This window comes from Streptomyces sp. NPDC029216 (assembly GCF_040648015.1).
GTDB lineage: Bacteria > Actinomycetota > Actinomycetes > Streptomycetales > Streptomycetaceae > Streptomyces.
In genome coordinates, this window is record NZ_JBEZWL010000009.1 from 71,751 (window position 1) to 97,777 (window position 26,027).

The 26,027-nt window shown below is 70.6% G+C and carries 21 protein-coding genes; 13 read left to right on the forward strand and 8 right to left on the reverse strand.

All coding sequences use genetic code 11. The annotated features are described in order from the left end of the window. The first annotated feature begins 7 nt into the window (after window positions 1–7). The 7 genes from AB0F18_RS06055 to AB0F18_RS06085 all read left to right on the forward strand — a co-directional run bounded on the left by AB0F18_RS06055 (window position 8) and on the right by AB0F18_RS06085 (window position 6,198). On the forward strand, window positions 8–841 hold the full coding sequence (locus AB0F18_RS06055) for an FtsQ-type POTRA domain-containing protein (RefSeq protein ID WP_362055448.1): 834 nt from the start codon (window positions 8–10) through the stop codon (window positions 839–841). 279 nt (window positions 842–1,120) lie between these two features. Next, complete coding sequence (gene ftsZ, locus AB0F18_RS06060; RefSeq protein ID WP_007263607.1) at window positions 1,121–2,323, forward strand: cell division protein FtsZ; 1,203 nt, start codon at window positions 1,121–1,123, stop codon at window positions 2,321–2,323. Further along, a complete protein-coding gene (gene pgeF, locus AB0F18_RS06065; protein WP_362055450.1) occupies window positions 2,320–3,051 on the forward strand; it encodes a peptidoglycan editing factor PgeF in 732 nt (243 codons plus the stop codon). Before ftsZ ends, pgeF begins: the two co-directional genes overlap by 4 nt. A 3-nt stretch (window positions 3,052–3,054) precedes the next feature. Next, window positions 3,055–3,774 carry a YggS family pyridoxal phosphate-dependent enzyme gene (locus tag AB0F18_RS06070; RefSeq protein ID WP_362055452.1) on the forward strand — a complete coding sequence of 240 codons (720 nt, stop codon included), beginning with the start codon at window positions 3,055–3,057 and terminating at the stop codon, window positions 3,772–3,774. A gap of 149 nt (window positions 3,775–3,923) precedes the next feature. Beyond that, window positions 3,924–4,541, forward strand: a complete 618-nt coding sequence (gene sepF, locus AB0F18_RS06075) for a cell division protein SepF (RefSeq protein WP_362055454.1) — start codon at window positions 3,924–3,926, stop codon at window positions 4,539–4,541. Between the two features lie 60 nt (window positions 4,542–4,601). Beyond that, the gene (locus AB0F18_RS06080; RefSeq protein WP_362055456.1) at window positions 4,602–4,898 is read left to right on the forward strand and encodes a YggT family protein; all 297 of its coding nucleotides are present in this window, start codon (window positions 4,602–4,604) and stop codon (window positions 4,896–4,898) included. An 82-nt stretch (window positions 4,899–4,980) separates the two neighbouring features. Continuing rightward, entirely contained in the window at window positions 4,981–6,198 is a 1,218-nt protein-coding gene (locus tag AB0F18_RS06085) for a DivIVA domain-containing protein (protein ID WP_362055457.1), read from the forward strand. A 145-nt stretch (window positions 6,199–6,343) separates the two neighbouring features. Here AB0F18_RS06085 and ileS read toward each other — a convergent pair whose 3' ends face one another. Continuing rightward, on the reverse strand, window positions 6,344–9,490 hold the full coding sequence (gene ileS, locus AB0F18_RS06090) for an isoleucine--tRNA ligase (protein ID WP_362055458.1): 3,147 nt from the start codon (window positions 9,488–9,490) through the stop codon (window positions 6,344–6,346). Window positions 9,491–10,048: 558 nt separating this feature from the next. Between ileS and AB0F18_RS06095 the strand changes: the two genes are divergently transcribed. The 4 genes from AB0F18_RS06095 (at window position 10,049) to AB0F18_RS06110 (ending at window position 14,250) form a co-directional block, all read left to right on the forward strand. Next, the gene (locus tag AB0F18_RS06095; protein ID WP_362055460.1) at window positions 10,049–10,966 is read left to right on the forward strand and encodes a TraR/DksA C4-type zinc finger protein; all 918 of its coding nucleotides are present in this window, start codon (window positions 10,049–10,051) and stop codon (window positions 10,964–10,966) included. Window positions 10,967–11,032: 66 nt separating this feature from the next. Next, window positions 11,033–11,599 (forward strand): signal peptidase II, encoded by a 567-nt coding sequence (gene lspA, locus AB0F18_RS06100; RefSeq protein ID WP_362055462.1) that lies wholly within the window; start codon window positions 11,033–11,035, stop codon window positions 11,597–11,599. Window positions 11,600–11,651: 52 nt separating this feature from the next. Continuing rightward, window positions 11,652–12,593: an RluA family pseudouridine synthase gene (locus AB0F18_RS06105; RefSeq protein ID WP_362055464.1), complete on the forward strand. Its 942-nt coding sequence runs from the start codon at window positions 11,652–11,654 to the stop codon at window positions 12,591–12,593. Between the two features lie 64 nt (window positions 12,594–12,657). After that, a complete protein-coding gene (locus tag AB0F18_RS06110; RefSeq protein ID WP_362055466.1) occupies window positions 12,658–14,250 on the forward strand; it encodes a Na+/H+ antiporter in 1,593 nt (530 codons plus the stop codon). Here the strand turns inward: AB0F18_RS06110 and AB0F18_RS06115 are convergent. Further along, complete coding sequence (locus AB0F18_RS06115; RefSeq protein ID WP_362055522.1) at window positions 14,247–15,290, reverse strand: mechanosensitive ion channel domain-containing protein; 1,044 nt, start codon at window positions 15,288–15,290, stop codon at window positions 14,247–14,249. The genes AB0F18_RS06110 and AB0F18_RS06115 overlap by 4 nt on opposite strands. Before the next feature lie 64 nt (window positions 15,291–15,354). On the opposite strand from AB0F18_RS06115, the gene AB0F18_RS06120 reads away from it, so the two are divergent. Then, a complete protein-coding gene (locus AB0F18_RS06120) occupies window positions 15,355–15,933 on the forward strand; it encodes a dienelactone hydrolase family protein (protein ID WP_362055468.1) in 579 nt (192 codons plus the stop codon). A 72-nt stretch (window positions 15,934–16,005) separates the two neighbouring features. On the opposite strand, the gene AB0F18_RS06125 is transcribed toward AB0F18_RS06120, so the two are convergent. The 5 genes from AB0F18_RS06125 to AB0F18_RS06145 all read right to left on the reverse strand — a co-directional run bounded on the left by AB0F18_RS06125 (window position 16,006) and on the right by AB0F18_RS06145 (window position 21,962). After that, window positions 16,006–16,965: a zinc metalloprotease gene (locus AB0F18_RS06125; RefSeq protein WP_362055524.1), complete on the reverse strand. Its 960-nt coding sequence runs from the start codon at window positions 16,963–16,965 to the stop codon at window positions 16,006–16,008. 231 nt (window positions 16,966–17,196) lie between these two features. Further along, window positions 17,197–18,762 carry an alkaline phosphatase D family protein gene (locus tag AB0F18_RS06130; RefSeq protein ID WP_362055526.1) on the reverse strand — a complete coding sequence of 522 codons (1,566 nt, stop codon included), beginning with the start codon at window positions 18,760–18,762 and terminating at the stop codon, window positions 17,197–17,199. Between the two features lie 243 nt (window positions 18,763–19,005). Further along, a complete protein-coding gene (locus AB0F18_RS06135; protein ID WP_362055470.1) occupies window positions 19,006–19,800 on the reverse strand; it encodes a DsbA family protein in 795 nt (264 codons plus the stop codon). A 49-nt stretch (window positions 19,801–19,849) separates the two neighbouring features. After that, on the reverse strand, window positions 19,850–20,542 hold the full coding sequence (locus tag AB0F18_RS06140; protein WP_362055472.1) for a hypothetical protein: 693 nt from the start codon (window positions 20,540–20,542) through the stop codon (window positions 19,850–19,852). Between the two features lie 85 nt (window positions 20,543–20,627). Further along, on the reverse strand, window positions 20,628–21,962 hold the full coding sequence (locus AB0F18_RS06145) for a DUF2252 domain-containing protein (protein WP_362055473.1): 1,335 nt from the start codon (window positions 21,960–21,962) through the stop codon (window positions 20,628–20,630). A gap of 169 nt (window positions 21,963–22,131) precedes the next feature. On the opposite strand from AB0F18_RS06145, the gene dnaE reads away from it, so the two are divergent. Then, entirely contained in the window at window positions 22,132–25,671 is a 3,540-nt protein-coding gene (dnaE, locus tag AB0F18_RS06150) for a DNA polymerase III subunit alpha (protein WP_362055475.1), read from the forward strand. 101 nt (window positions 25,672–25,772) lie between these two features. Here the strand turns inward: dnaE and AB0F18_RS06155 are convergent, their stop codons facing one another. After that, window positions 25,773–25,940, reverse strand: a complete 168-nt coding sequence (locus AB0F18_RS06155) for a hypothetical protein (protein ID WP_362055476.1) — start codon at window positions 25,938–25,940, stop codon at window positions 25,773–25,775. Window positions 25,941–26,027 lie beyond the last annotated feature (87 nt).

The following is a 26,027-nucleotide window of genomic DNA, read 5'->3' on the forward strand; positions in this document are numbered from 1 at the left end:
CGCAGGAGTGGCCGGAGCGACGACGGCACGACGCGGACCGTCCGGCCGGGCGGGCAAGGGCGACAAGGGCGCGGGCGCGCCCGGGCCGCCCCGCCCGCCCAAGTCGCCCAAGGGCACGGGCCCGCGCTGGTCCGGCAGACCCCGCAGGGTCCGCCTGCTGGTCTCCCTCGCCGCCGCGGCGCTCCTCGCCGCGGGCGGCACCTGGGCCCTCTACGGCTCCTCCTGGCTGCGCGTCGAGAAGGTCACGGCCTCCGGCACCGAGGTGCTCACCCCCGAGCAGGTCCTCTCGGCCGCGGCCGTGCCCGTCGGCGCACCCCTGGTGAGCGTCGACACCGACGAGATCGCGGACCGGGTGCGCGCCCGCCTGTCCCGCATCGATTCGGTCGATGTGGTGCGGGCCTGGCCGCACGGGATCGGGCTGAAAGTGACGGAACGCAAACCGGTCCTGCTCATCAAAAAGGGCGCGGACTTCATCGAAGTGGACGCGACGGGTGTGCGGTTCGACACGGTTGCGAAAGCACCCGTCGGCGTTCCGCTCCTCGAATTGGCCGCGGACCGCTCGCCGAGCGCCCGCCGCTTCGACGAGGAGCGCCTGCTGAGGGAGGCCGTGGGCATCGCCGGAAGCCTTCCCGACGCAGTCGCGAAGGAGACGCTGCAGGTCAAGGTGCGGTCGTTCGACTCGGTCGTCCTGGAGCTGACGAAGGGCCGCACCGCGGTGTGGGGGAGCGGCGAACTGGGTGAGGCCAAAGGCCGGGCGTTGACCGCTCTGCTGAAAGCCGCGCCCAAGGCCGACCACTTCGACGTGAGCGTTCCCACCGCCCCGGCGGTGTCCGGGAGTTGACGTCGGGTCGAGGGCCGACGCACCCTGGTTGGCCACCGATACGGGTGATCACATAGGGTGAAAAGAAAAACGGGAGGTTCGGCGTGTTCGTTGAACACGCGCTACTTGTCGACTTAGTGTCCTGTTCGGAAGAGTCCAAGGACAGGCACACCCTTAACCCTAAACTTCAGGGTCAGGGTTCGGGTCGGCGCGTACGGACCGTCCCACATTTCGGCATCAGTCGTCGCACCGCAGGCCCGCGAGGCGGCGACACGTAACTCGAGGCGAGAGGCCTTCGACGTGGCAGCACCGCAGAACTACCTCGCAGTCATCAAGGTCATCGGTGTCGGCGGCGGTGGTGTCAATGCCATCAACCGAATGATCGAGGTCGGTCTCAAGGGCGTCGAGTTCATCGCCATCAACACCGACGCCCAGGCGCTGTTGATGAGCGACGCCGACGTCAAGCTCGACGTCGGCCGAGAACTGACCCGGGGCCTCGGCGCCGGAGCCAACCCGGCCGTCGGCCGCAAGGCGGCAGAGGACCACCGCGAGGAGATCGAGGAGGTCCTCAAGGGGGCCGACATGGTCTTCGTCACCGCCGGCGAGGGCGGCGGCACCGGCACGGGCGGCGCGCCCGTCGTCGCCAACATCGCGCGCTCGCTGGGCGCCCTGACGATCGGCGTGGTCACCCGCCCGTTCACCTTCGAGGGCCGGCGCCGCGCGAACCAGGCGGAGGACGGCATCGCCGAGCTCCGCGAAGAGGTCGACACCCTCATCGTCATCCCCAACGACCGTCTGCTGTCCATCTCGGACCGCCAGGTCTCGGTGCTCGACGCGTTCAAGTCGGCCGACCAGGTGCTGCTCAGCGGCGTGCAGGGCATCACCGACCTCATCACCACCCCGGGTCTGATCAACCTCGACTTCGCCGACGTCAAGTCCGTGATGTCCGAGGCCGGCTCGGCCCTGATGGGCATCGGCTCGGCCCGCGGTGACGACCGTGCGGTGGCCGCGGCCGAGATGGCGATCTCCTCCCCGCTGCTGGAGGCGTCCATCGACGGCGCCCGCGGCGTGCTGCTCTCCATCTCCGGCGGCTCGGACCTCGGTCTCTTCGAGATCAACGAGGCCGCGCAGCTGGTGAGCGAGGCCGCGCACCCCGAGGCGAACATCATCTTCGGCGCCGTCATCGACGACGCCCTCGGCGACGAGGTCCGCGTCACGGTCATCGCGGCCGGCTTCGACGGCGGCCAGCCCCCGGCCCGCCGGGACAACGTCATCGGCGCCGCGTCCACCAAGCGCGAGGAGCCGGCCCCGGCGCCGGTCCGCGCGCCCGAGCCGGTCCGCCCGGCCTTCGGCGGACTCGGCACCGTGACCCCCCGCGAGGAGCCCCCGGCCCCGGTGGAGATCCCGGTCGAGACCGCGCCCGCCCCGCCGCAGGTCCCGACGGCCCGGCCCTACCAGGACAGCCCGGCCGAAGAGCTGGACGTTCCGGACTTCTTGAAGTGACGCTGGAGCAGCATCACGAGAGCGGCGCCCATTTCGCCTTCACCGACCGGTGGGGCGGGGTGAGCGCCGTTCCGTACGAGGAGCTCAATCTCGGCGGCGCGGTCGGTGACGACCCGGCCGCCGTTCGCGCGAACCGGGCGGCCGCCGCGAAGGGCCTGGGCATCGACCCCGGCCTGGTGGTCTGGATGAACCAGGTGCACGGGCGGGACGTGGCGGTGGTGGACGGTCCCTGGGGCGCCGACGCCGAGGTCCCCGCCGTCGACGCGGTGGTGACCGCCCGTCGGGGGCTCGCCCTCGCCGTGCTCACCGCCGACTGCACCCCCGTGCTGCTGGCCGACCCCGTCGCCGGGGTCGCCGGAGCCGCCCACGCCGGGCGGCCCGGGCTGGTCGCCGGGGTGGTGCCCGCCGCCGTCGAGGCGATGGTGGCCCTCGGCGCCGACCCCGCGCGCATCGTCGCCCGTACCGGACCCGCCGTCTGCGGGCACTGCTACGAGGTGCCGGCCGAGATGCGGGAGGCGGTCGCCGGGGAGGTGCCGGCCGCGTGGGCCGAGACCAGCTGGGGGACGCCGGCCGTCGACGTGGTCGCCGGGGTGCACGCGCAGCTCGCGGAGGCGGGGGTGGCGCACGCGCACCGTTCCCCGGTCTGCACACTGGAGTCGCGGGACCACTTCTCGTACCGCCGCGACCGGGTGACCGGGCGGCTTGCCGGATATGTCTGGTTGGACTGACTCATGACGGATCGTAAGTCCGAGCTCGCGGAGAACCTCGCGCGGGTGGAGGAGCGGATCGCGTCCGCCTGCGCGGCGGCGGGCCGGAAGCGGGACGAGGTGACCCTCATCGTGGTCACCAAGACCTACCCCGCGACCGACGTACGTCTGCTGGCGGACCTGGGGATCCGTCATGTTGCGGAAAATCGCGACCAGGATGCCGCCCCCAAGGCGGCGGCCTGCGCGGATCTGTCGCTGAACTGGCACTTCGTGGGCCAGTTGCAGACGAACAAGGTCCGTTCCGTGGCGGGATACGCGCACGTGGTGCAGTCGGTCGACCGGCCGAAGCTCGTCACGGCGCTCTCGGCGGCCGCGGTGGACCGGGGCCGCGAGATCGGCTGCCTCGTGCAGATCGCCCTCGACGCCGAGTCGGGGGAGCGCGGGACCCGGGGCGGCGCGGCGCCCGAGCAGATGGCCGAGTTGGCGGACCTCGTCGCCGGCGCGCCGGGGCTGCGGATCGACGGTCTCATGACCGTCGCCCCCCTCGCCGGGCTCTACGCGGGGCGCGAACAGGCGGCCTTCGAGCGGATGATGGAATTGTCATCCAGCCTGCGCCGGGACCATCCGGCTGCCACGATGGTGTCGGCCGGAATGAGTGCCGACCTGGAGCAGGCCGTGCTGGCGGGTGCGACACATGTACGCGTCGGCACTGCGGTACTCGGCGCGAGACCCCGGCTCGGGTAACGTCGCGAAGAAAGTCGGACCACAGCAGAAAATATGGTCATTTCCGCGGATGAGCGGACAGACCACGTGGATCGCGGGCAGTTGGTGACTTTGGTGACACAGCGACACCTGCGACAGGGCGATCCACCACAGAGCGGAGGACTCGGAGAATGGCCGGCGCGATGCGCAAGATGGCGGTCTACCTCGGCCTCGTGGAGGACGACCGGTACGACAACCCGGGGTACGACCCCGATGACGAATTCGAGCCCGAGCCGGAGCCCGAGCGCCCCCGGGAGCGGGAGCGGCGACAGCAGCCCGTGCACCAATCGCCCGTAACGGACGAACCGGTACGAGCGGTACAGCCGCCGGCGCCGCGCGAACCCCTCCCAATTCCGCCAGAAAACGGACGTCCCGCGCGAATTGCCCCCGTGGCATCCATCACACCTGACCGCACCAACCTGGAGAAGAACGCCCCCGTGATCATGCCCAAGGTCGTCTCCGAGCGGGAGCCGTACCGCATCACGACGCTGCACCCCCGGACCTACAACGAGGCCCGTACCATCGGGGAACACTTCCGTGAGGGCACCCCGGTGATCATGAATCTCACGGAGATGGACGACACCGACGCGAAGCGTCTGGTCGACTTCGCGGCCGGCCTCGTCTTCGGTCTGCACGGCAGTATTGAACGCGTGACACAGAAGGTGTTCCTGCTGTCGCCTGCTAACGTCGATGTCACGGCGGAGGACAAGGCCCGCATCGCGGAGGGCGGGTTCTTCAACCAAAGCTAGACCGATCCGTCAGATACGGGACCGGGAACAGAGCGGGAGCAGGGGAGAGGGAAGCGCGGGATGGGCATCGCACTGCAGGTGGTCTACATCGCGCTGATGTGCTTCCTCATCGTGCTGATCTTCCGACTGGTCATGGACTACGTGTTCCAGTTCGCACGTTCATGGGCACCCGGCAAGGCGATGGTGGTCGTTCTGGAGGCCACCTACACTGTCACCGATCCACCGCTCAAACTCCTTCGGCGGTTCATCCCGCCGTTGCGTCTCGGGGGCGTGGCGCTCGACCTGTCCTTCTTCGTTCTGATGATCATCGTTTACATCCTCATCAGCTTCGTGAGCACCGCTGCGAGAAGCGTGTGAACGATGAGCTCCCCCGCGCCTGCGGGGACAGTCCCGATACGGTCCTGCCGACTGCCGACGACTACGTAGAGGTGAAGAAGACATGCCGCTGACTCCCGAGGACGTGCGGAACAAGCAGTTCACGACCGTCCGCCTGCGAGAAGGCTATGACGAGGACGAGGTCGATGCCTTCCTCGACGAGGTCGAAGCCGAGCTGACCCGTCTGCTGCGCGAGAACGAGGACCTGCGCGCCAAGCTGGCCGCCGCCACGCGCGCGGCCGCGCAGAGCCAGCAGCAGGCCAACATGCGCAAGCCGGAGCCCCAGGACCAGCGAGGCCCGGGCGCCCCCGTGCCGGCGGCCATATCCGGCCCGCCGCAGCCGCAGCAGCCGCAGATGGGACCGCCGCAGCTGCCGGGCGGCCAGCCCCAGCTGCCTCCGGGCCCCGGCGGACACGGACCGCAGGGTCCGGGCCCGATGGGCGGCCCCATGCAGCAGCAGTCCATGGGTGGCCAGCACCCGATGGCGCCGCAGCAGCAGATGCAGCAGCAGCCCATGCCGCAGCAGATGCAGCAGCAGTCCATGGGCGGCCAGAACCAGCTCGGCCAGCCCATGGGCCAGCAGATGCAGCCCATGGGGCAGCAGATGCAGCAGATGGGCCAGCAGATGCAGCCCATGCAGCAGCCGCAGCTCCCGCAGCAGGGCCCCGGTGGCGACAGCGCCGCCCGCGTCCTGTCGCTCGCGCAGCAGACCGCCGACCAGGCGATCGCGGAGGCCCGTTCCGAGGCCAACAAGATCGTCGGCGAGGCCCGTTCGCGCGCCGAGGGCCTGGAGCGGGACGCCCGCGCCAAGGCCGACGCGCTGGAGCGGGACGCGCAGGAGAAGCACCGCGTCGCGATGGGCTCCCTGGAGTCCGCCCGCGCCACGCTGGAGCGCAAGGTCGAGGACCTGCGGGGCTTCGAGCGTGAGTACCGTACGCGTCTGAAGTCCTACCTGGAGTCGCAGCTGCGCCAGCTGGAGACCCAGGCCGACGACTCCCTGGCCCCGCCGCGCACCCCGGCCGGCCCGGCCCTGCCGCCGTCGCCGTCCCCGTCGATGGCTCCGGCCGGCGCCATGGGCATGGGCGGCCCGTCCCCGATGGGCGGTCCCTCCCCCATGGGCGGTCCCTCCCCGATGAGCGGTGCGCCGTCCTACGGCGGGCAGCAGCAGATGTCCCCGGCGATGACGCAGCCGATGGCTCCGGTGCGGCCGGCTGCTCCGCAGCCGATGCAGCAGGCGCCGTCGCCGATGCGTGGCTTCCTGATCGACGAGGACGACAACTGACGTAGCCGTCGGCAGTCTCTACGGGCCGGGCCCGGACCCCTCACGGGGATCCGGGCCCGGCCCGTTTTCCGTCCCCGCCAGGGGGGTGGGGGAATGCGAAAGCGGCGCCCTCCGGGAGGAGGGCGCCGCTTCGTTCAGCCGGTGGCTACGCCTTGCGGAGGCGGAACGTCAGGCCGAGGGGCTCGTCCGCGAAGGGGTCGCCGTACGAGGCGTCGGCCTCGCCCGTCGCGAAGTCCGTGGCGAGGACCTCGTCCGCGATCAGGGCCGCGTGGTCGGTCAGGGCCGTGACCACCTCGGGGTCCGACGAGGACCAGCGCAGGGCGATGCGGTCCGCGACGTCGAGGCCGGAGTTCTTGCGGGCCTCCTGGATCAGCCGGATCGCGTCACGGGCCAGGCCCGCCAGCCGCAGTTCCGGGGTGATCTCCAGGTCGAGGGCGACCGTCGCGCCGGAGTCCGAGGCCACCGACCAGCCCTCGCGCGGGGTCTCGGTGATGATGACCTCCTCCGGGGTGAGGGTGACCTCCTCCCCGTTCACCGTCACGACCGCCGAGCCGGAGCGCAGGGAGAGGGACAGGGCGGCGGCGTCCGCCGCGGCCACGGCCTTCGCCACGTCCTGCACGCCCTTGCCGAAGCGCTTGCCCAGCGCCCGGAAGTTCGCCTTCGCCGTCGTGTCCACCAGCGAGCCGCCCACCTCGGAGAGGGAGGCCAGGGAGGAGACGTTCAGCTCCTCCGTGATCTGGGCCTGGAGCTCCGGCGACAGCGCGTCGAAGCCCACGGCGCCGACCAGCGCCCGGGAGAGGGGCTGACGGGTCTTGACGCCCGACTCGGCGCGCGTGGCCCGGCCCAGCTCCACCAGGCGGCGGACCAGCAGCATCTGCTGGGACAGGGTCGGGTCGATCGCCGACGCGTCGGCCGCCGGCCAGGTCGACAGGTGCACCGACTCCGGCGCCTCCGGCGTGACCGGGACGATCATGTCCTGCCAGACCCGCTCCGTGATGAACGGGGTGAGGGGCGCCATCAGCCGGGTGACCGTCTCGACGACCTCGTGCAGCGTGCGCAGGGCCGCCTTGTCGCCCTGCCAGAACCGGCGGCGCGAGCGGCGCACGTACCAGTTGGACAGGTCGTCCACGAAGGCGGACAGCAGCTTGCCGGCGCGCTGGGTGTCGTACGACTCCATCGCCTCCGTGACCTCGGAGACGAGGGTGTTCAGCTCCGACAGCAGCCAGCGGTCCAGGACCGTGCGGTCCGCCGGCGCCGGGTCGGCCGCCGACGGGGCCCAGTTCGACGTACGGGCGTACAGGGCCTGGAAGGCCACCGTGTTCCAGTACGTGAGGAGCGTCTTGCGGACGACCTCCTGGATCGTGCCGTGGCCCACGCGCCGCGCCGCCCACGGGGAGCCGCCGGCCGCCATGAACCAGCGCACCGCGTCCGCGCCGTGCTGGTCCATGAGCGGGATCGGCTGGAGGATGTTGCCCAGGTGCTTGGACATCTTGCGGCCGTCCTCGGCGAGGATGTGGCCCAGGCAGACCACGTTCTCGTACGAGGACTTGTCGAAGACCAGCGTGCCGACCGCCATCAGGGTGTAGAACCACCCGCGGGTCTGGTCGATCGCCTCCGAGATGAACTGCGCCGGGTAGCGCTTCTCGAAGATCTCCTTGTTCTTGTACGGGTAGCCCCACTGCGCGAACGGCATCGAGCCCGAGTCGTACCAGGCGTCGATGACCTCCGGCACGCGGACGGCGGTCAGGGAGCAGCCCTCGTGCGTGCACGTGAACGTGACGTCGTCGATGTACGGGCGGTGCGGGTCCAGGGCGGAGTGGTCCTGCCCGGACAGCTCGCTCAGCTCGGCGCGGGAGCCGACGCAGGTGAGGTGGTCCTCCTCGCAGCGCCAGATCGGCAGCGGGGTGCCCCAGTAGCGGTTGCGGGAGAGCGCCCAGTCGATGTTGTTGTTCAGCCAGTCGCCGAAGCGGCCCTGCTTGACCGACTCCGGGAACCAGTTGGTCTTCTCGTTCTCCCGCAGCATCGCGTCCTTGACGGCGGTGGTGCGGATGTACCAGGACGGCTGCGCGTAGTAGAGCAGGGCCGTGTGGCAGCGCCAGCAGTGCGGGTAGCTGTGCTCGTAGGCGATGTGCTTGAAGAGCAGGCCGCGCGCGTCGAGGTCGGCGGTCAGCTTCTCGTCGGCCTTCTTGAAGAAGACGCCGCCGACCAGCGGGACCTCCTCCTCGAAGGTGCCGTCGGGGCGGACCGGGTTCACGACCGGCAGGCCGTACGCGCGGCAGACCGCGAGGTCGTCGGCGCCGAAGGCGGGGGACTGGTGGACCAGACCGGTGCCGTCCTCGGTCGTCACGTACTCGGCGTTCACGACGTAGTGGGCGGGCTCGGGGAACTCCACCAGGGAGAACGGACGCTCGTACGTCCAGCGCTCCATCTCCTTGCCCGTGAAGGACGGGCCGGTGGCCTCCCAGCCCTCGCCGAGCGCCTTCTCCAGCAGCGGCTGGGCGACGACGAGCTTCTCGTCGCCGTTCGTGGCGACGACGTACGTGACGTCGGGGTGCGCGGCCACGGCCGTGTTGGACACCAGGGTCCAGGGGGTCGTCGTCCACACCAGCAGGGCCGCCTCGCCGGCGAGCGGGCCCGAGGTCAGCGGGAAGCGGACGTAGACGGAGGGGTCGACGACCGTCTCGTAGCCCTGCGCCAGCTCGTGGTCCGAGAGACCCGTGCCGCAGCGCGGGCACCACGGGGCGACGCGGTGGTCCTGGACCAGCAGGCCCTTGTTGAAGATCTCCTTCAGCGACCACCACACCGATTCCACGTACTCGGGGTCCATGGTCCGGTACGCGTCGTCCAGGTCGACCCAGTAGCCCATGCGGGTCGTGAGCTCGGTGAACGCGTCGGTGTGGCGGGTCACGGACTCGCGGCACTTGGCGTTGAACTCGGCGATGCCGTACGCCTCGATGTCCTGCTTGCCGTTGAAGCCGAGCTCCTTCTCGACGGCGAGCTCGACGGGCAGGCCGTGGCAGTCCCAGCCGGCCTTGCGGGCCACGTGGTAGCCGCGCATGGTGCGGAAGCGGGGGAAGACGTCCTTGAAGACGCGGGCCTCGATGTGGTGGGCGCCGGGCATGCCGTTCGCGGTGGGCGGGCCCTCGTAGAAGACCCACTCGGGGCGTCCCTCGGACTGCTCCAGGGTCTTCGCGAAGGTCTTGCTCTCGCGCCAGAAGTCGAGGACGGCGTGTTCGAGGGCGGGCAGGTCGACCTGGGCGGGTACCGGGCGGTATTGCGGCGGTGTGGTCATGAGGCTGAACTCTTCCTCCGGCGGGTTGTCACTTCCGTCCGGAGGGACGAGAGCGTCTGCTGCTCCCGCGGTACCACCCTCCTTGGCCTCCGGACGGGTCCGGCGGCCCCCTCATTGGGGTGCGAAGCCGGTTCTACCGGCCCCACGGGAATCCCGTGCGGGCTTTCTTCCGGCGGCTCCGGGGTGATCCTTCACATCGCGCTCGCCCCCGGGCTCTCACCGTCCCCGGGTCGCTCCTGGCTGCGTCCGACGCTACTCGTCCCCATCCATGCCTTTCGCTGCGCCCAGTGTACGGGCCGGGGCGCGCGTCGGCAGACCGGTTTACGGCGGGGCGCGGCGGGTCCGCGGAGGGGGCCGGGCGCGCCCCGTACGGACCGATGGGCCGGTCGTGGATCCGCTGGGGCGGGTGGGGCGGATTACGGGGGCTTCCGCTGGGCACAACGGATGCAGGTTGACCTCGATGGACGCGTGGCCCGTTGCCGTGGGGTCGGAGGCGATTTATCGTTCCGGCACGATTTGGCTAAAAAGGGCCACATCCGGTGAAAAGGGGCCGCGGCCATGGTGGCGAAGAAGACGGCGACACGGGAGGTGGCTGTCATGCCGGGCTCCACGCCAGTGCCTCCGGCGGACGCGAAGGCACGGCCCGGCGGGGCGAAGAAGGCCCCGGCGGCCAAGGACGCCTCGGTACGGAAGGCCCCAGCCAGGACGGCCCCGGCCAAGACGGCCCCGGCGAAGAAGCAGGCTCCGGCCAAGAAGGCGGCGGCGAAGAAGGAGGCGGCGGCCGAGCAGGCTCCGGCCAAGAAGGCGGCGGCCAAGAAGACCGCGGTCGACGCGGCTCCGGCCAGGAAGACCGCAGCCGGCAAGGCCTCCGCCAAGAAGGCGGCGAAGACGGCCGGTACGGCGGCGGTGGCGGCCGAGCGCACCACGAGCAGGGCCACGGCCAAGGCGGCCGGGGCCGAGGGGGCGGCCGCGGCCGCGCGGAAGACGGGAGCTCGGAAAGTGGTTGCCAAGAAGACTGCGGGTACGGCCCGGAAGACGGCCGCCGAGGACACCGCCGGCGGGCTCGTGGCCGCGCCCCCCGGCGAACTGGCCGTACGCCCCGGGGAGGACCCCTGGACCGCCGGGGAGGTCGCGGAGGCCCGTACGGAGCTCCTCTCCGAGGTGATGCGGCTGCGCGTGGAGCTGGAGGCCTCCGAGATGGCCATCTCGGGCCTGATGCGGGACTCGGGCGACGGAGCGGGCGACGACCAGGCCGACACCGGCACCAAGAACATCACCCGCGAGTCCGAGCTGGCCCTGGCCGCGAACGCCACCTCCATGCTGGAGCAGACCGAGCGGGCCCTGGAACGGCTGGAGGCGGGCACGTACGGGCTCTGCGAGAACTGCGGCAAGCCCATCGGCAAGGCGCGGATGCAGGCCTTCCCGCGCGCCACGCTGTGCGTGGACTGCAAGCAGAAGCAGGAGCGAAGGCACTAGCCAGGACGCACGCACACTGACGTACCCTCGTGTCTCGTCGGGATCGAGCTAGTTCGAGGGACTCACGTGGCAGAGGCGGAGCGCATCATCGGTACGCCGGAGGTCGGGGACGACGCCGAGCCGCAGTCGGAGCCCGCCGTGCCCCGCGGGCGCAGGCGGATCGCGGCGCTGCTGGTCGTGGCGGTGCTGGCGTACCTGCTCGACCTCGGCAGCAAGATGCTGGTCGTGGCGCGGCTGGAACACCGGCCGCCGATCGAGATCGTCGGGAACCTGCTGAAGTTCGACGCCATCCGCAACCCCGGCGCGGCCTTCGGCTTCGGCGCGGCCTTCACGATCATCTTCACGGTGATCGCGTCGACCGTGATCGTGGTGATCGTCCGGCTGGCCCGCAAGCTGTACAGCCTGCCGTGGGCGATCGCCCTGGGCCTGCTGCTCGGCGGCGCGCTGGGCAACCTGACCGACCGGATCTTCCGCTCGCCGGGGGTCTTCCGGGGGGCCGTGGTCGACTTCATCGCGCCGGCCCACTTCGCCGTGTTCAACCTCGCCGACTCGGCGATCGTGTGCGGCGGGATCCTGATCGTCCTGCTGTCGTTCAAGGGCCTGGACCCGGACGGCACCGTCCACAAGGACTGACGGCGGCCCGCGCGCGGGAATGGTCGTCCGCCGAGTCCTGCATACTCGACGGGTGAGTACGATTCCCGAGATCCGCACCCTGCCCGTTCCCGATGGCCTGGAAGGCGAGCGCGTCGACGCCGCCATCGCCCGTATGTTCGGTTTTTCCCGGACGAAGGCGGCCGAGCTGGCGTCGGAGGGGAAGGTCTCGGTCGACGGCAGCGTCGTCGGCAAGTCCGAGCGCGTGCACGGCGGTGCCTGGCTCGAAGTCGAGATGCCGGCGCCCCCGCGGCCGGTCGAGCTGGTGGCCGAGCCGGTGCCCGGCATGGAGATCATCCACGACGACGACGACGTCGTGGTCATCATGAAGCCGGTGGGCGTCGCCGCGCACCCGAGCCCCGGCTGGACCGGCACCACGGTCATCGGCGGCCTCGCCGCGGCCGGCTACCGGATCTCCACCTCGGGCGCGTCCGAGCGCCAGGGCATCGTGCACCGCCTCGACGTCGGCACCTCCGGCCTGATGGCCGTGGCCAAGTCGGAGCGGGCGTACACCTCGCTGAAGAACCAGTTCCGCGAGCGGGTCGTGGACAAGCGGTACCACGCGCTGGTGCAGGGGCACCCGGACCCGATGAGCGGCACCATCGACGCGCCGATCGGACGGCACCCGAGCGCCGACTACAAGTGGGCGGTGACCCAGGACGGCAAGGCGTCGGTCACCCACTACGACCTGATCGAGGCGTTCCGGGCGGCGTCGCTGCTGGACATCAAGCTGGAGACGGGTCGTACGCACCAGATCCGCGTGCACATGTCGGCGCACCGGCACCCGTGCGTCGGTGACCTGACGTACGGCGCCGACCCGACGGTCGCGAAGCGGCTGGGGCTCACGCGGCAGTGGCTGCACGCGGTGCGGCTCGGGTTCGAGCACCCGGCGGACGGTCAGTGGGTGGAGTTCGAGAGCGGCTACCCCGCCGACCTCCAGCACGCCCTGGACGTCATCCGGGCCGAAAGCCAGTAGGAGGGCCCTGCGGGGCGGGGCTTCAATCCCCGGGCCGAGCGCAGCGGTGCGGCAGGGTGGGCGGGTGGATCAGCTCGCTCTGCTCTTCGTGCTGCTGCTCGGGGCCGTCGTCACCGTTCCGCTCGGGGACCGGCTCGGGCTGCCCGCGCCCGTCCTGATGACCCTCGGCGGGGTCGCGCTGGCGTTGGTGCCGGTCGTGCCCAACGTCGACGTCCCGCCCGAGTACATCCTTCCGCTGCTCCTGCCGCCCCTGCTGTACGCCTCCGCGCAGCGCACCTCCTGGCGGCAGTTCGCGGCCAACGTCCGCCCGATCCTGCTGCTGGCGGTGGCCCTGGTCTTCGTGACCACCGCCGCCGTGGCCGCCGTGGCGAACGCCGTCGTGCCCGGGCTGCCCCTCGCGGCGGCCGTCGCGCTCGGGGCGCTCGTCGCCCCGCCCGACCCCGTCGCGGCCACCGCCGTGGCCGGCTCGCTCGGGCTGCCGCGCCGGATGGTGTCGATCCTGGAGGGCGAGGGGCTGTTCAACGACGTCACCGCCATCGTGCTGTACCACGTGGCCATCGCCGCCGCCGTGAGCGGCAGCTTCTCCTGGCCCGACGCGCTCGGCGAGTTCGTCCTGTCCGCGGTGGTCGCCGTGGCCGTCGGTTTCGCCCTCGGCTGGGCCACGAACCGGCTGATGGACGGGCTCGGGGACGCCACCCTGCAGATCGGGCTGACGGTGCTGGTGCCGTTCGTCTCCTACGTGCTCGCCGAGGAGCTCCAGGGCTCGGGGGTGCTGGCCGTGCTGACCACCGCCCTGTTCCTCGCCGAGTACGCGACCGACGCCGACGACGTGCTGGGGCGCTTGGCCGGGCACACCTTCTGGGAGGTCATCGACGTCCTCGTCACCGGTGTGGCCTTCGGGCTGATCGGGCTGGAACTGCACAACGTCTTCGGCGTGGCGAAGGGCCGCGAGTGGGAGATGGCCGGCTGGGCGGCCGCCGTGGTCGCGGTCGTGGTCGCCGTACGGCTGGCGTGGCTGCTGCCGGCCGGCTGGCTGGCGAAGAAGCTGCACGGCCGGCGCGACTACGACGAGGAGATCCCGCTGAGCTGGCGGGAGAGCGTGGTGATGTGGTGGGCCGGGATGCGCGGGGTGGCCTCGGTGGCACTGGCGCTGGCCATTCCGTTCAGGACGGACGCCGGTGAGCCCTTCCCCGACCGGGACGAGATCGTCTTCATCGCCTTCGCCGTGATCATGGCGACCCTGGTGTTCCAGGGGCTGACCCTGCCCTGGCTGGTGCGGCGGCTGGGGGTGGAGGCGGACACGGACGCCGAACGCGAGAGCGAGCGGGGGCTCGCGCTGCGCGCGGCGAAGGCGGCGAAGCGGCGGCTCAAGGAGATCGAGGAGGCCGAGGACCTTCCCGAGGACCTGGTGGAGGTCCTGTACCGGCGCGCGTACGACGTGGGGGCGAGGATCAGCCCCGACCTGGTCGACGAGGAGCGGCGGGAGGCGTACGCGAAGCGGGTGGAGCGGATCCGGCAGGTCCAGCGGATCCAGCGGGAGATGATGTCCGCCGCCCGCCACGAGGTGCTGGCCGCCCGCAGCGAACCGGGGGCCGACCCGGAGATCGTCGACCGGGTGCTGCGGCACCTGGACGTGCGCAGCCTCAGGAGCAGCTAGGCCGGGTCCGGCCGGGCCGCTTCCGAGGTGGTGACGCGGGGGAGGGCGTGCGGGTGCGCGGCCGCCAGCCAGGTGATCATCCGCTCGCGGACCGCGCAGCGCAGGGTCCACACGTCGTCGCCGTCCTTGGCGGTGACCACGGCGCGGACCAGGATGGTGTTCGGTGTGGTGTCCGTCACGGCCAGGCTGCCCGTGCGGCCGTCCCACTCGGGGATGTCCTTCAGCAGTTCCGCGAGTTTGTCCCGCATGAGGGGGAGCGGCGCCGAGTGGTCCAGGTGCCAGAAGACCGTGCCGGTCATCTGGGCGCCGCCGCGCGACCAGTTCTCGTACGGCTTGCTCGTGAAGTACGAGACCGGCATCGTGATGCGGCGCTCGTCCCAGGTGCGGACCACCAGGAAGGTCAGGGTGATCTCCTCGACCTTGCCCCACTCCTTGTCCACGACCACCGTGTCCCCGATGCGCACGGTATCGCCGAAGGCGATCTGCAGCCCGGCGAAGAGGTTGCCGAGGGAGGCCTGGGCGGCGATGCCGGCCACGATGCCGAGGACTCCGGCCGAGGCCAGCACGGACGCGCCGACCGTGCGCATCGGCGGGAAGGTCAGCAGCATCGCGGCGGCGGCGACCACCACGGCGACGGCGGTGACCACCCGCTGGATCAGCGTGACCTGGGTGCGGACCCGGCGCACCCGTGCGTCGTCGGGCGCGGAGGCGGCGTAGCGGGCGTAGGCCGTGTCGACGACCGCTGTCGCGATGCCGACGAGCAGCCAGGCCGTCGAGGCGATCTGGACCAGGGTCAGGACGTGGCCCACGGCGGCCGCGTGACCGGGGAGGATGTGCGCCGGCCGGTACGCGGCCTGCAGCGCGGCCGTGCCGAGGACGAGCCGGAAGGGCAGGCCGCAGCGGCGCAGCAGCCCCCACAGCGGGGTCTCGGTGTGCCGGGCGTCGGCCTGGCGCAGCAGCAGGTCGAGCAGCCAGCCGGCGACCAGGGTGAGGATCAGCACGGCGCAGACGACGATCGAGGGACGCAGGACGTTCTCCATCTCCATGCCGGAGAACCTATCCACGGGGCGCCGCCGGACTCCTCCCTTTGCGCGCAATGGCACGATGGGAGGCATGAACATCATGCTCTTCCACTCGACGTACGGGCTGCGGCCCGCGGTGCAGGCGGCGGCCGACCGGCTGCGTGCCGCCGGACACCGGGTAGAGGTGCCCGACCTCTTCGAGGGCCGTACGTTCGGGACGTTCGAGGAGGGGGTGGCGCACTTGGAGGAGGTCGGCCGCGACGAGCTGCTCAAGCGGGCGGTCCTGGCCTCGGCGCCCTTCTCCGACCAGGGCCTGGTCTACGCCGGTTTCGACTTCGGCGGCTCCGTCGGCCAGCACCTGGCGCTGGCCGACGACAAGGCGCGCGGGCTGCTGCTCCTGCACGGTACGGCGGACCTGGAGGACGACGCCTCGGCGGACGAACTGCCGGTGCAGCTGCACATGGCGGACCCGGACCCCTTCGAGACGCACGACTGGCTGACGGCCTGGTACCTGAGGATGCGGCGGGCCGGGGCGGACGTGGAGATCCACAGCTACCCGGGTGCCGGGCACCTGTTCACGGACCCGGACCTGGACGACTACGACGCGGACGCCGCCGAGGAGGTCTGGCGGATCGCGCTGGCGTTCCTCGACAGCCTGTAGGGATGCGGAACGGGCGAGGCCCGGCGCGGGATGCGCCGGGCCTCGCCGCGTTCAGCGGTGGTACGTGCGCGGTCAGGCGCGGTAGGCCGTCCACATGCTCTTCATGCGCGACACCTGGCCGGCGGTGAACTGGTACATGCAGGAGTCGTACGTGTAGTCCATGAAGTTGTGGATCGGGTCGACGCCCGCCTTGCTGGCGCAGGAGTCACGGCCGGTCGGGCACTCGAAGGCAGCGCTCTTCTCGGCCGGGGTGTCGGAGACCGAGTCGCCGCTGCCCGAGCAGCCGCCCTGGAAGGTGTGGTACAGGCCCATCCAGTGGCCGACCTCGTGGGTGGCGGTGTCGCCCTCGTTGTAGTTGGCGGCGGAGCCGCCGGGCAGCGAGGAGTTGAGGAGGACGACGCCGTCCATCTGCGGGGCGGAGTTGTAGGAGCTCGGGAAGGTCGCCCAGCCGAGGAGGCCGCCGCCGAGGTTGGCGGTGTAGAGGTTGAGCGCGTTCTTGCCGCCCTTGCGCAGGGCGGTCTTCATGTCCTTCTCGGCCTGGGTGCCGTCGGAGACGTTGTACCAGGCGTCGTTGTCGGTGTAGTCGGTGCCGGCCAGGGAGAACTGGAAGCCGGAGTCGACGTTGCCGTTGCCCTGGCCGCTGTAGGCGGCGTTCAGGACGTTGATCTGGTTGGTGATGTCCGTGGCGGTCAGCTTGCCGGCGGTGCCGGAGGTGATCACGTGGACGTACACCGGGATGGTGGTCGCGGCGGCCAGGGAGGTGGCGCCCTCGCGTGCGCCGTAGACCTGCTGCGGCGACAGCTGCATCTGGCTGAGCTTCTTGGTGAGGTCCGCGTCCATGGCCTTGGTCTGGGCCTCGGACAGCTCGTTCGGCTCGGCCGCGTGGGTGTCCTTGGGCTTCGAGACACGGGCGTTGGCGGGGGCGGAGCCCTCGGCACAGGCCTCGGCGCCGGTCTGGGGGGCGGCGGCGACGGTGGTGGGGGCCGTCAGCGGGGCGAAGGCCAGGGTGGAGGCCAGAACGGCCGTGCCCATGAGGCGGCGGCGGAGAAGGGGGGATATGCGGGCAGCAGCGCGCACGGTAACTCCTCGCAAGCGTGGTGGGGGGTGAGGGATTTCCTCACGCTGGCCGGAAGTTTATGTGTGCATGTCATTCACTTCGCAAGTACCCGGAAGTTAAAGATTTGTTGCCTGCGGTACACACGGGGCTCCTGACCTGTATCAGGAGCCCCGTCGCACAGAAGATTTGACGGTACGTCAGTCCGCTCAGCGGACCGGCTGGTCGACCCGCTCCACCTTCTGCGTGCCGTTCAGGGTGCGGTACGAACGGGCCCAGGAGGAGGTCGCGTCCTGGCGCCGCTTGTCCGAGACCACGTAGTAGTCCATCTGCGAACGCTCGGCCGTCACGTCCAGCACGCCGTAGCCGTGCGAGTCCATGTCCAGCCACTTCACGTGCCAGTTCGCGGCCTTGATGGCCGATTCCGCCACCACCGAGACGGTGTGCGGCAGCACGTGCAGCGTGTCGTCTATGTTGTCGGAGGTCACCGAGGTGATCACGAACTCGGTCGCCGCCGTGCCCGATCCCGGGTACGTGGCCATGTTCACCGGCACGTCGTTCGCCCACGCCATGTGGATGTCGCCGGTCAGGAACACCGTGTTCTTGATGTTCCGGTCCTTCAAGTGGCCCAGGAGCTCCTTGCGATCGTCCGTGTAGCCGTCCCACTGGTCCACGTTGGCCGCGATGCCGCCCTCGGGCAGGCCCAGCAGGTGCGTGAGCGGCTGCAGCAGGTGCGCGGGCAGCGAGCCGAAGGCCACCGGCGAGATCATCACCGAGGTGCCGACCAGCTTCCACGTCGCCGTCGAGCCCGCCAGCCCGGCCTTCAGCCAGTCCAGCTGCGCCCGCCCGGTGATGGTGCGCTCCGGGTCGTCCACCGTGCCGCTGCCGGTCTTGGCCTGCTCCGAGCGGAACGAGCGCAGGTCCAGCAGGTGCAGGTCGGCCAGGTTGCCGAAGCGCAGGCGGCGGTACACGGTACCCGCGATGGACGTGCGTACGGGCATCCACTCGAAGTACGCCTGCTTGGCGGCGGCCGCGCGGGCCGCCCAGTCGCCCTCGGTCCCCGGGGTGTGGTTGGCGGCGCCGCCGGACCAGGCGTTGTCGGCGAACTCGTGGTCGTCCCAGATGGCCACGATGGGGTGGGCCGCGTGCAGCGCCTGGGCGTCGCGGTCCGTCTTGTACTGGCCGTGCCGGATCCGGTAGTCGGCCAGCGTGATGATCTCGTTCTTCGGCTCGTGCTGGCGTACGACGTACTTCGCGGCCGGGTACTCCCCGGTCTTGTACTCGTAGATGTAGTCGCCGAGGTGCAGGACCGCGTCCAGGTCGGTGCGGGCGGCCAGGTGGCGGTACGCCGAGAAGTAGCCGGACTCCCAGTTGGCGCACGAGACCACGCCGAAGCGCACGCCGGGCGTGGCCGCGTCCGCCGCCGGGGCGGTCAGGGTGCGGGCGACCGGGGAGACGGTGGCGCCGGCGGTGAAGCGGTACCAGTACGGGGTGTGCGGGCGCAGGCCGCGCACGTCCACCTTGACGGTGTGGTCGGAGGCGGCGCTCGCGGTGACGGAACCCTGCGCGACCACGCGGGAGAAGGCCTTGTCCTCGGCCACCTCCCAGCCCACGGCGGTGGCCGGGCCCAGGCCCGAGCCGGGTACGGCCTCCGGCGTGGGGGTGACGCGGGTCCACAGCAGGACGCCGTCGGGAAGCGGGTCGCCGGAGGCGACGCCGTGCAGGAAGGCGGGGGCGGCTTCGGCCGCGTGGGCGGCGGGGGCGCCCAGGGCCATCGGCGCGAGGGCCGCCGTGGCCGCGGCGGCCAGAACGACCGTGCGGCGGCGGGGGTTCGCCGCGCGCGCGGCGGAATCCGCCGCAGGGGAAAGGGGGATGAGATGACTGGTCACGGGTGGTCATATTACTGATCGGTATGTGGCCGGGAACAGTCACTGAACGACAACGGGCGGACGAACTTTGGGAGTTCGCCCGCCCGTTATGGCGGTAATGCGGAAGAAGGGTCGTTCGGTGCCGGCCCGTCAGCCGGCCAGCGCCTTGTCGATCGCCGCGGTGTACGCCTCCGGCGTGGCCGGGGTGTCGATCTTCTTGCCGTCCATCTTCAGCGTCGGGGTGCCCGTCACGCCGGACTTGTCGAACGCCTTCGACATGTCCATCGCCCAGCGGTCGTACGTGCCGTCCTCGACGGCCTTCTTGAACTCGGCGTTGCCCTTGAGCGCCGGGACCGTGTCGGCGACCTTGATCAGGTACTCGTCCTTGGCGAAGCTGTCGACCCGCTCGTCCGGGTGCAGGGCCTTGGAGTAGAGGGCCGCCTTGTACTCCAGGAAGGCCTCCGGGCTGACGTTCAGCGCCGCGCCCAGCGCGCTGAGCGCGTTCTTCGAGCCCTCGCCCTTGGCGCCGTTGTCGATGAAGGTGGCGCCGACGTAGCGGAGCTTGTACTTGCCCGCGTCCACGTCCTTCTTGACCTGCTCGCCGACCGACTGCTCGAAGGCGGCGCACGCCGGGCAGCGGGAGTCCTCGTAGAGCTCCAGGGTCTTCTTCGCCTCGGGCTTGCCGATGACCACGGTCAGGCCGTCCTCGCCCGTGGTGTTCTTCGGCTTGACCAGCGTGGCCTCGGCGGCCTTCTCCCAGTAGCCGGGCTGGTTGGACCGGACGACCGCGAAGCCGATGCCGCCGGCCAGCGCGAGGGCGGCGACGACGCCGCCGGCCACGAACACCTGGCGGCGGGCCTTGTCCTTCTTCGCCTGCTTCTCGCGCTCGACGCGCAGCTTCTCGCGGGCGGCGGCCTTGTTCTGCTGGCTGTTGCGTGAACTCATGGTGATCTCCGTGGGAGGGGGAAACGGGGGGACTGTCCGTACGTGCGGGTCAGACGCTCGCGAGCGTCGCCGTCCGTACGGGAGGTCCCCTCCGGCCCACGGAATGCGCGGGGAAACGGGTACGGGCCGACGTGCCGGACAGCGGGGGGCGCAGCGCCCGCCCGGTCCGGCCGGGGCCCGCCGCCACCGAGGCCGCCGCCAGCCGCAGCGGCCGGAAGGCGAAGGCGGCGACGGCCCGCAGCAGCCGCACCAGGGCCCGCTCGCCGTGCCGCAGCCAGGCGGCGGCGAGCAGTCCGACGGCGACGTGCGCGCCGAGCAGCAGCCAGGGCGTCCACGGCCCGGCCGAGGCCGGCAGCGCGGCCGGATCGCCGGCGGGCCCGGCCACCTCGGCCAGCGGCCCGCCCACCGGGGTCCCGCCGCACAGCTCGTCCAGGCCCAGCGCGTGCAGCGGACCGGAGACCGGCCCGCCGGCGGGGCCGTAGCAGACGCGCTGCCCGGCGGTGAAGACGGTGTCGGCCGCGAGCTCCAGCGGGACCAGCAGTCCGGCGATCGGGCCGAAGCCCCGCTCGCGGCCGGCCAGGGCGTAGGCGAGGGCGAAGACCCCGGCGAAGGCGCCGCCGGGCAGCGCGGGCGGCAGGGGCACCCTGGACAGGAGCACGTGGGAGCCCGCCGAGAGCAGCACGACGAGCGCGCTGAACAGCGCGGCCCGCAGCCCCCGGATTCCCGCCCCTGATATGTCCATCGCCGCGAGTCTGCCATGGCTTCCTGTGAGGGAGGGATCACGGGGTGGCTCGTCGGCCGCCCGGGGCCCGCCGCCCGGCCCCGCCCTACGACGTGATCCGGCCGTTCCTGAAGAGGTCCACGAAGATCTGGTGGTCGGCGCGGGCCCGGGCGCCGTAGGCGTGGGCGAAGTCGACCAGCAGCTTCGGGAAGCCCTCCTCGTCGGCGGCGATCGCCGCGTCGATGGCGCGCTCGGTGGAGAAGGGGACCAGGGACTGGCCGCTCTCCGCCTCGTCGGCCGAGGCGTGCATGGTGGCGGTGGCCCGGCCGAGGTCCGCGACCACCGCCGCGATCTCCTCCGGGTCGTCCAGGTCCGACCAGTCCAGGTCCACCGCGTACGGCGAGACCTCCGCGACCAGCTGCCCGGAGCCGTCCAGCTCGGTCCAGCCCAGCCAGGGGTCGGCGTGCGCCTGGAGGGCGCGCTGGGAGATCACCGTGCGGTGCCCCTCGTGCTGGAAGTACTCGCGGACCGCCCGGTCGGTGATGTGCCGGGAGACCGCCGGGGTCTGCGCCTGCTTGAGGTAGATCACGACGTCGTTCTCCAGGGCGTCGCTGTGCCCCTCCAGCAGGATGTTGTACGAGGGCAGCCCGGCCGAGCCGATGCCCACGCCCCGCCGGCCCACCACGTCCTTGACCCGGTAGGAGTCCGGGCGCACCAGGGACTCCTCCGGGAGGGTCTCCAGGTAGCCGTCGAAGGCGGCCAGCACCTTGTAGCGGGTGGCGGCGTCCAGCTCGATCGCCCCGCCGCCCTCGGAGAAGCGGCGCTCGTGGTCGCGGATCTCGGTCATCGAGTCCAGCAGGGAGAAGCGGGTGCGCGAGCGGGCGTCGCGCAGGGCGTCCAGCAGGGGGCCCTCGGCGGTGTCCAGGGTGAAGGAGGTCAGTTCCGACAAGTCACAGCTCTTGGCCCCCGTCGCCAGCCGGTGGATGCGCTCGCGGTAGGCGTCGGCGTAGGTCCGCACCAGGGAGCTGATCTGCTCGTCGCTGAGCGCCTTGGTGTAGCCGATCAGGGCGACGGAGGCGGCGAAGCGCTTGAGGTCCCAGGTGAAGGGGCCCACGTAGGCCTCGTCGAAGTCGTTGACGTTGAAGATCAGCCGGCCGTTGGAGTCCATGTACGTGCCGAAGTTCTCGGCGTGCAGATCGCCGTGGATCCAGACCCGGCCCGTCCGCTCGTCCAGGTAGGGGCCGCCGTGCCGGTCGCGCTCCAGGTCGGCGTAGAAGAGGCAGGCCGTGCCCCGGTAGAAGGCGAAGGCCGAGGCCGCCATCTTCCGGAACTTCACCTGGAAGGCGGCGGGGTCGGCGGCGAGCAGCTCCCCGAAAGCGGTGTCGAACACATCGAGTATCTGCTCGGCGCGCTGCTCGTCGGTCGTCTCGGGAACCGCCATGGCGGATGCCTCCTGGTGCACGGGGTGGTACAGGTTCTGACCGACTGGACGTCGGACTGGTGTTCCTGGTTCTGCAACGCCCGACCGTATATCTCCGTGCCCGGGATGTGTCACCCGTGGGACGTAGGATTCATAGCTGCCGCCCCACTCGCCCCCGGAGGCCCCCACCGTGTCCAAGACGCCGTTCACGCACCTGCACGTCCACACCCAGTACTCGCTGCTGGACGGTGCCGCTCGGCTGAAGGACATGTTCGCGGCCTGCAATGAAATGGGCATGACGCACATCGCCATGTCCGACCACGGCAACCTCCACGGCGCGTACGATTTCTTCCACTCCGCCCAGAAGGCCGGGATCACCCCGATCATCGGGATCGAGGCGTACGTCGCCCCCGAGTCCCGGCGCAACAAGCGGCGCATCCAGTGGGGCCAGCCCCACCAGAAGCGGGACGACGTCTCCGGTTCCGGCGGTTACACGCACAAGACGATCTGGGCGGCGAACAGCACCGGTCTCCACAACCTCTTCCGGCTCTCCTCCGACGCCTACGCCGAGGGCTGGCTGACCAAGTGGCCCCGGATGGACAAGGAGACCATCGCCCAGTGGTCGGAGGGCCTGATCGCCTCCACCGGCTGCCCCTCCGGCGAGGTGCAGACGCGACTGCGCCTCGGCCAGTTCGACGAGGCGATCAAGGCGGCCTCGGACTACAAGGACATCTTCGGCGAGGGCCGCTACTTCCTGGAGCTGATGGACCACGGCATCGAGATCGAGCGCCGGGTCCGCGACGGCCTGCTGGAGATCGGCAAGAAGCTCGGCATCCCGCCGCTGGTCACCAACGACTCCCACTACACCTACGCGCACGAGGCCGCCGCCCACGACGCCCTGCTCTGCATCCAGACCGGCAAGAACCTCTCGGACCCGGACCGCTTCCGCTTCGACGGCTCCGGCTACTACCTGAAGTCCACGGACGAGATGTACGCCATCGACTCCTCGGACGCCTGGCAGGAGGGCTGCGCCAACACCAGGCTGGTGGCGGAGCAGGTCGACACCGAGGGCATGTTCAAGTTCCGCAACCTCATGCCGAAGTTCGACATCCCGGAGGGCTACACCGAGGTCACCTGGTTCCGCGAGGAGACCATGCGGGGCATGCACCGCCGCTTCCCGGACGGCATCCCCGAGGACCGCATGAAGCAGGTCGAGTACGAGATGGACACGATCATCTCGATGGGCTTCCCGGGCTACTTCCTCGTGGTCGCCGACTTCATCATGTGGGCCAAGAACCAGGGCATCGCGGTCGGCCCCGGCCGAGGCTCCGCGGCCGGCTCGATCGTCGCCTACGCCATGGGCATCACCGACCTCGACCCCATCCCGCACGGCCTGATCTTCGAGCGCTTCCTCAACCCCGAGCGCGTCTCCATGCCCGACGTCGACATCGACTTCGACGAGCGCCGGCGCGTCGAGGTGATCAGGTACGTGACCGAGAAGTACGGCGCCGACAAGGTCGCCATGATCGGCACCTACGGCACCATCAAGGCCAAGAACGCGATCAAGGACTCCGCCCGCGTCCTGGGCTACCCGTACGCCATGGGCGACCGCCTCACCAAGGCCATGCCCGCCGACGTCCTCGGCAAGGGCATCCCGCTCTCCGGCATCCTCGACCCCTCGCACCCCCGCTACAGCGAGGCCGGCGAGATCCGCGGGATGTACGAGAACGAGCCCGACGTGAAGAAGGTCATCGACACCGCCCGCGGCGTCGAGGGCCTGGTCCGCCAGATGGGCGTGCACGCCGCCGGCGTGATCATGTCCAGCGAACGGATCACCGACCACGTACCGGTCTGGGTCCGGCACACCGACGGCGTCACCATCACCCAGTGGGACTACCCGAGCTGCGAGTCGCTCGGCCTGCTGAAGATGGACTTCCTCGGCCTGCGCAACCTCACGATCATGGACGACGCCGTCAAGATGGTGAAGGCCAACAAGGGGATCGACATCGACCTCCTGGCCCTCCCGCTCGACGACCCCAAGACCTTCGAGCTGCTCCAGCGCGGCGACACCCTCGGCGTCTTCCAGTTCGACGGCGGCCCCATGCGCTCCCTGCTGCGCCTGATGAAGCCCGACAACTTCGAAGACATCTCCGCCGTGTCCGCGCTCTACCGCCCGGGCCCGATGGGCATGAACTCGCACACGAACTACGCCCTGCGCAAGAACAAGCAGCAGGAGATCACCCCGATCCACCCCGAGCTGGAGAAGCCGCTCGAAGAGGTGCTCGCGGTCACCTACGGCCTGATCGTCTACCAGGAGCAGGTGCAGAAGGCCGCCCAGATCATCGCCGGCTACTCACTCGGCGAGGCCGACATCCTGCGCCGCGTGATGGGCAAGAAGAAGCCCGAGGAGCTCGCCAAGAACTTCACGATCTTCCAGGAGGGCGCCCGCAAGAACGGCTACTCCGACCAGGCCATCCAGGCCCTCTGGGACGTCCTGGTCCCCTTCGCCGGCTACGCCTTCAACAAGGCCCACTCGGCCGCGTACGGCCTCGTCTCCTACTGGACCGCCTACCTCAAGGCGAACTACCCCGCCGAGTACATGGCGGGCCTGCTCACCTCGGTCAAGGACGACAAGGACAAGTCCGCGATCTACCTGAACGAGTGCCGGCGCATGGGCATCAAGGTGCTCCCGCCGAACGTCAACGAGTCCGAGTCCAACTTCGCCGCCCAGGGCGACGACGTGATCCTCTTCGGCCTCACCGCCGTCCGCAACGTCGGCCAGAACGTCGTCGACTCGATCATCAAGACCAGGAAGTCCAAGGGCAAGTACTCCTCCTTCCCCGACTTCCTCGACAAGGTCGAGGCCGTCGTCTGCAACAAGCGCACCGTCGAGTCCCTGATCAAGGCCGGCGCCTACGACGAGATGGGCCACACCCGCAAGGGCCTCGTCGCCCACCACGAATCGATGATCGACAACGTGGTCGCGGTCAAGCGCAAGGAGGCCGAGGGACAGTTCGACCTCTTCGGCGGAATGGGTGACGAGGAGAGCAGCGAGCCCGGCTTCGGCCTCGACGTGGAGTTCTCCGACGTCGAGTGGGAGAAGTCCTACCTGCTGGCCCAGGAGCGCGAGATGCTCGGCCTCTACGTCTCCGACCACCCGCTCTTCGGCCTGGAACACGTGCTGTCCGACAAGACGGACGCCGGCATCTCCCAGCTGACCGGCGGCGAGCACTCCGACGGCGCCGTCGTCACCATCGGCGGCATCATCTCCGGCCTCCAGCGCAAGATGACCAAGCAGGGCAACGCCTGGGCCATCGCCACCGTCGAGGACCTCGCCGGATCCATCGAGTGCATGTTCTTCCCCGCGACCTACCAGCTCGTCTCCACCCAGCTGGTCGAGGACACCGTCGTCTTCGTCAAGGGCCGCCTCGACAAGCGCGAGGACGTCCCCCGCCTGGTCGCGATGGAGATGATGGTCCCCGACCTCTCCTCCGCCGGCACCAACGCCCCCGTCGTCCTCACCATCCCGACCGTCAAGGTCACTCCACCGATGGTCACCCGACTGGGCGAGATCCTGCGCCACCACAAGGGCAACACCGAGGTCCGGATCAAGCTCCAGGGACCGCGCACCACCACGGTGCTGCGCCTCGACCGGCACCGCGTCCAGCCCGACCCCGCCCTCTTCGGCGACCTCAAGGTGCTGCTCGGCCCGTCCTGCCTGGCCGGATAGCCCGGACGGGCGACGCGCCCGGCGCACGCACGGAAAGGGGGCCCGCCCCGGCACTGCCGGGGCGGGCCCCCTTGCGCTGTCAGCGCTTCCGCACGGAGGCGTCAGTTGTGGCCGAAGCGCTTCGACTTGCTCTTGTGTGCCATGTCCAGCGGGCTGGGCGACTGGGACGGGCGATCGTCGGAAGTCTCCGTCGAGCCCTTCGGCATGTCCTGCCCGCCCGAACGCGACTGCTGCTTCGCCGGCTGCTTCTGGTTCTTGTTCTTGGCCATGGGATGCCTCCGTGGGTGGTCTAGGGGCCAGGGCCGCCTTCACCCTCACACATACCCACAACCCGCGCATTTTGGATCATTGCTGTG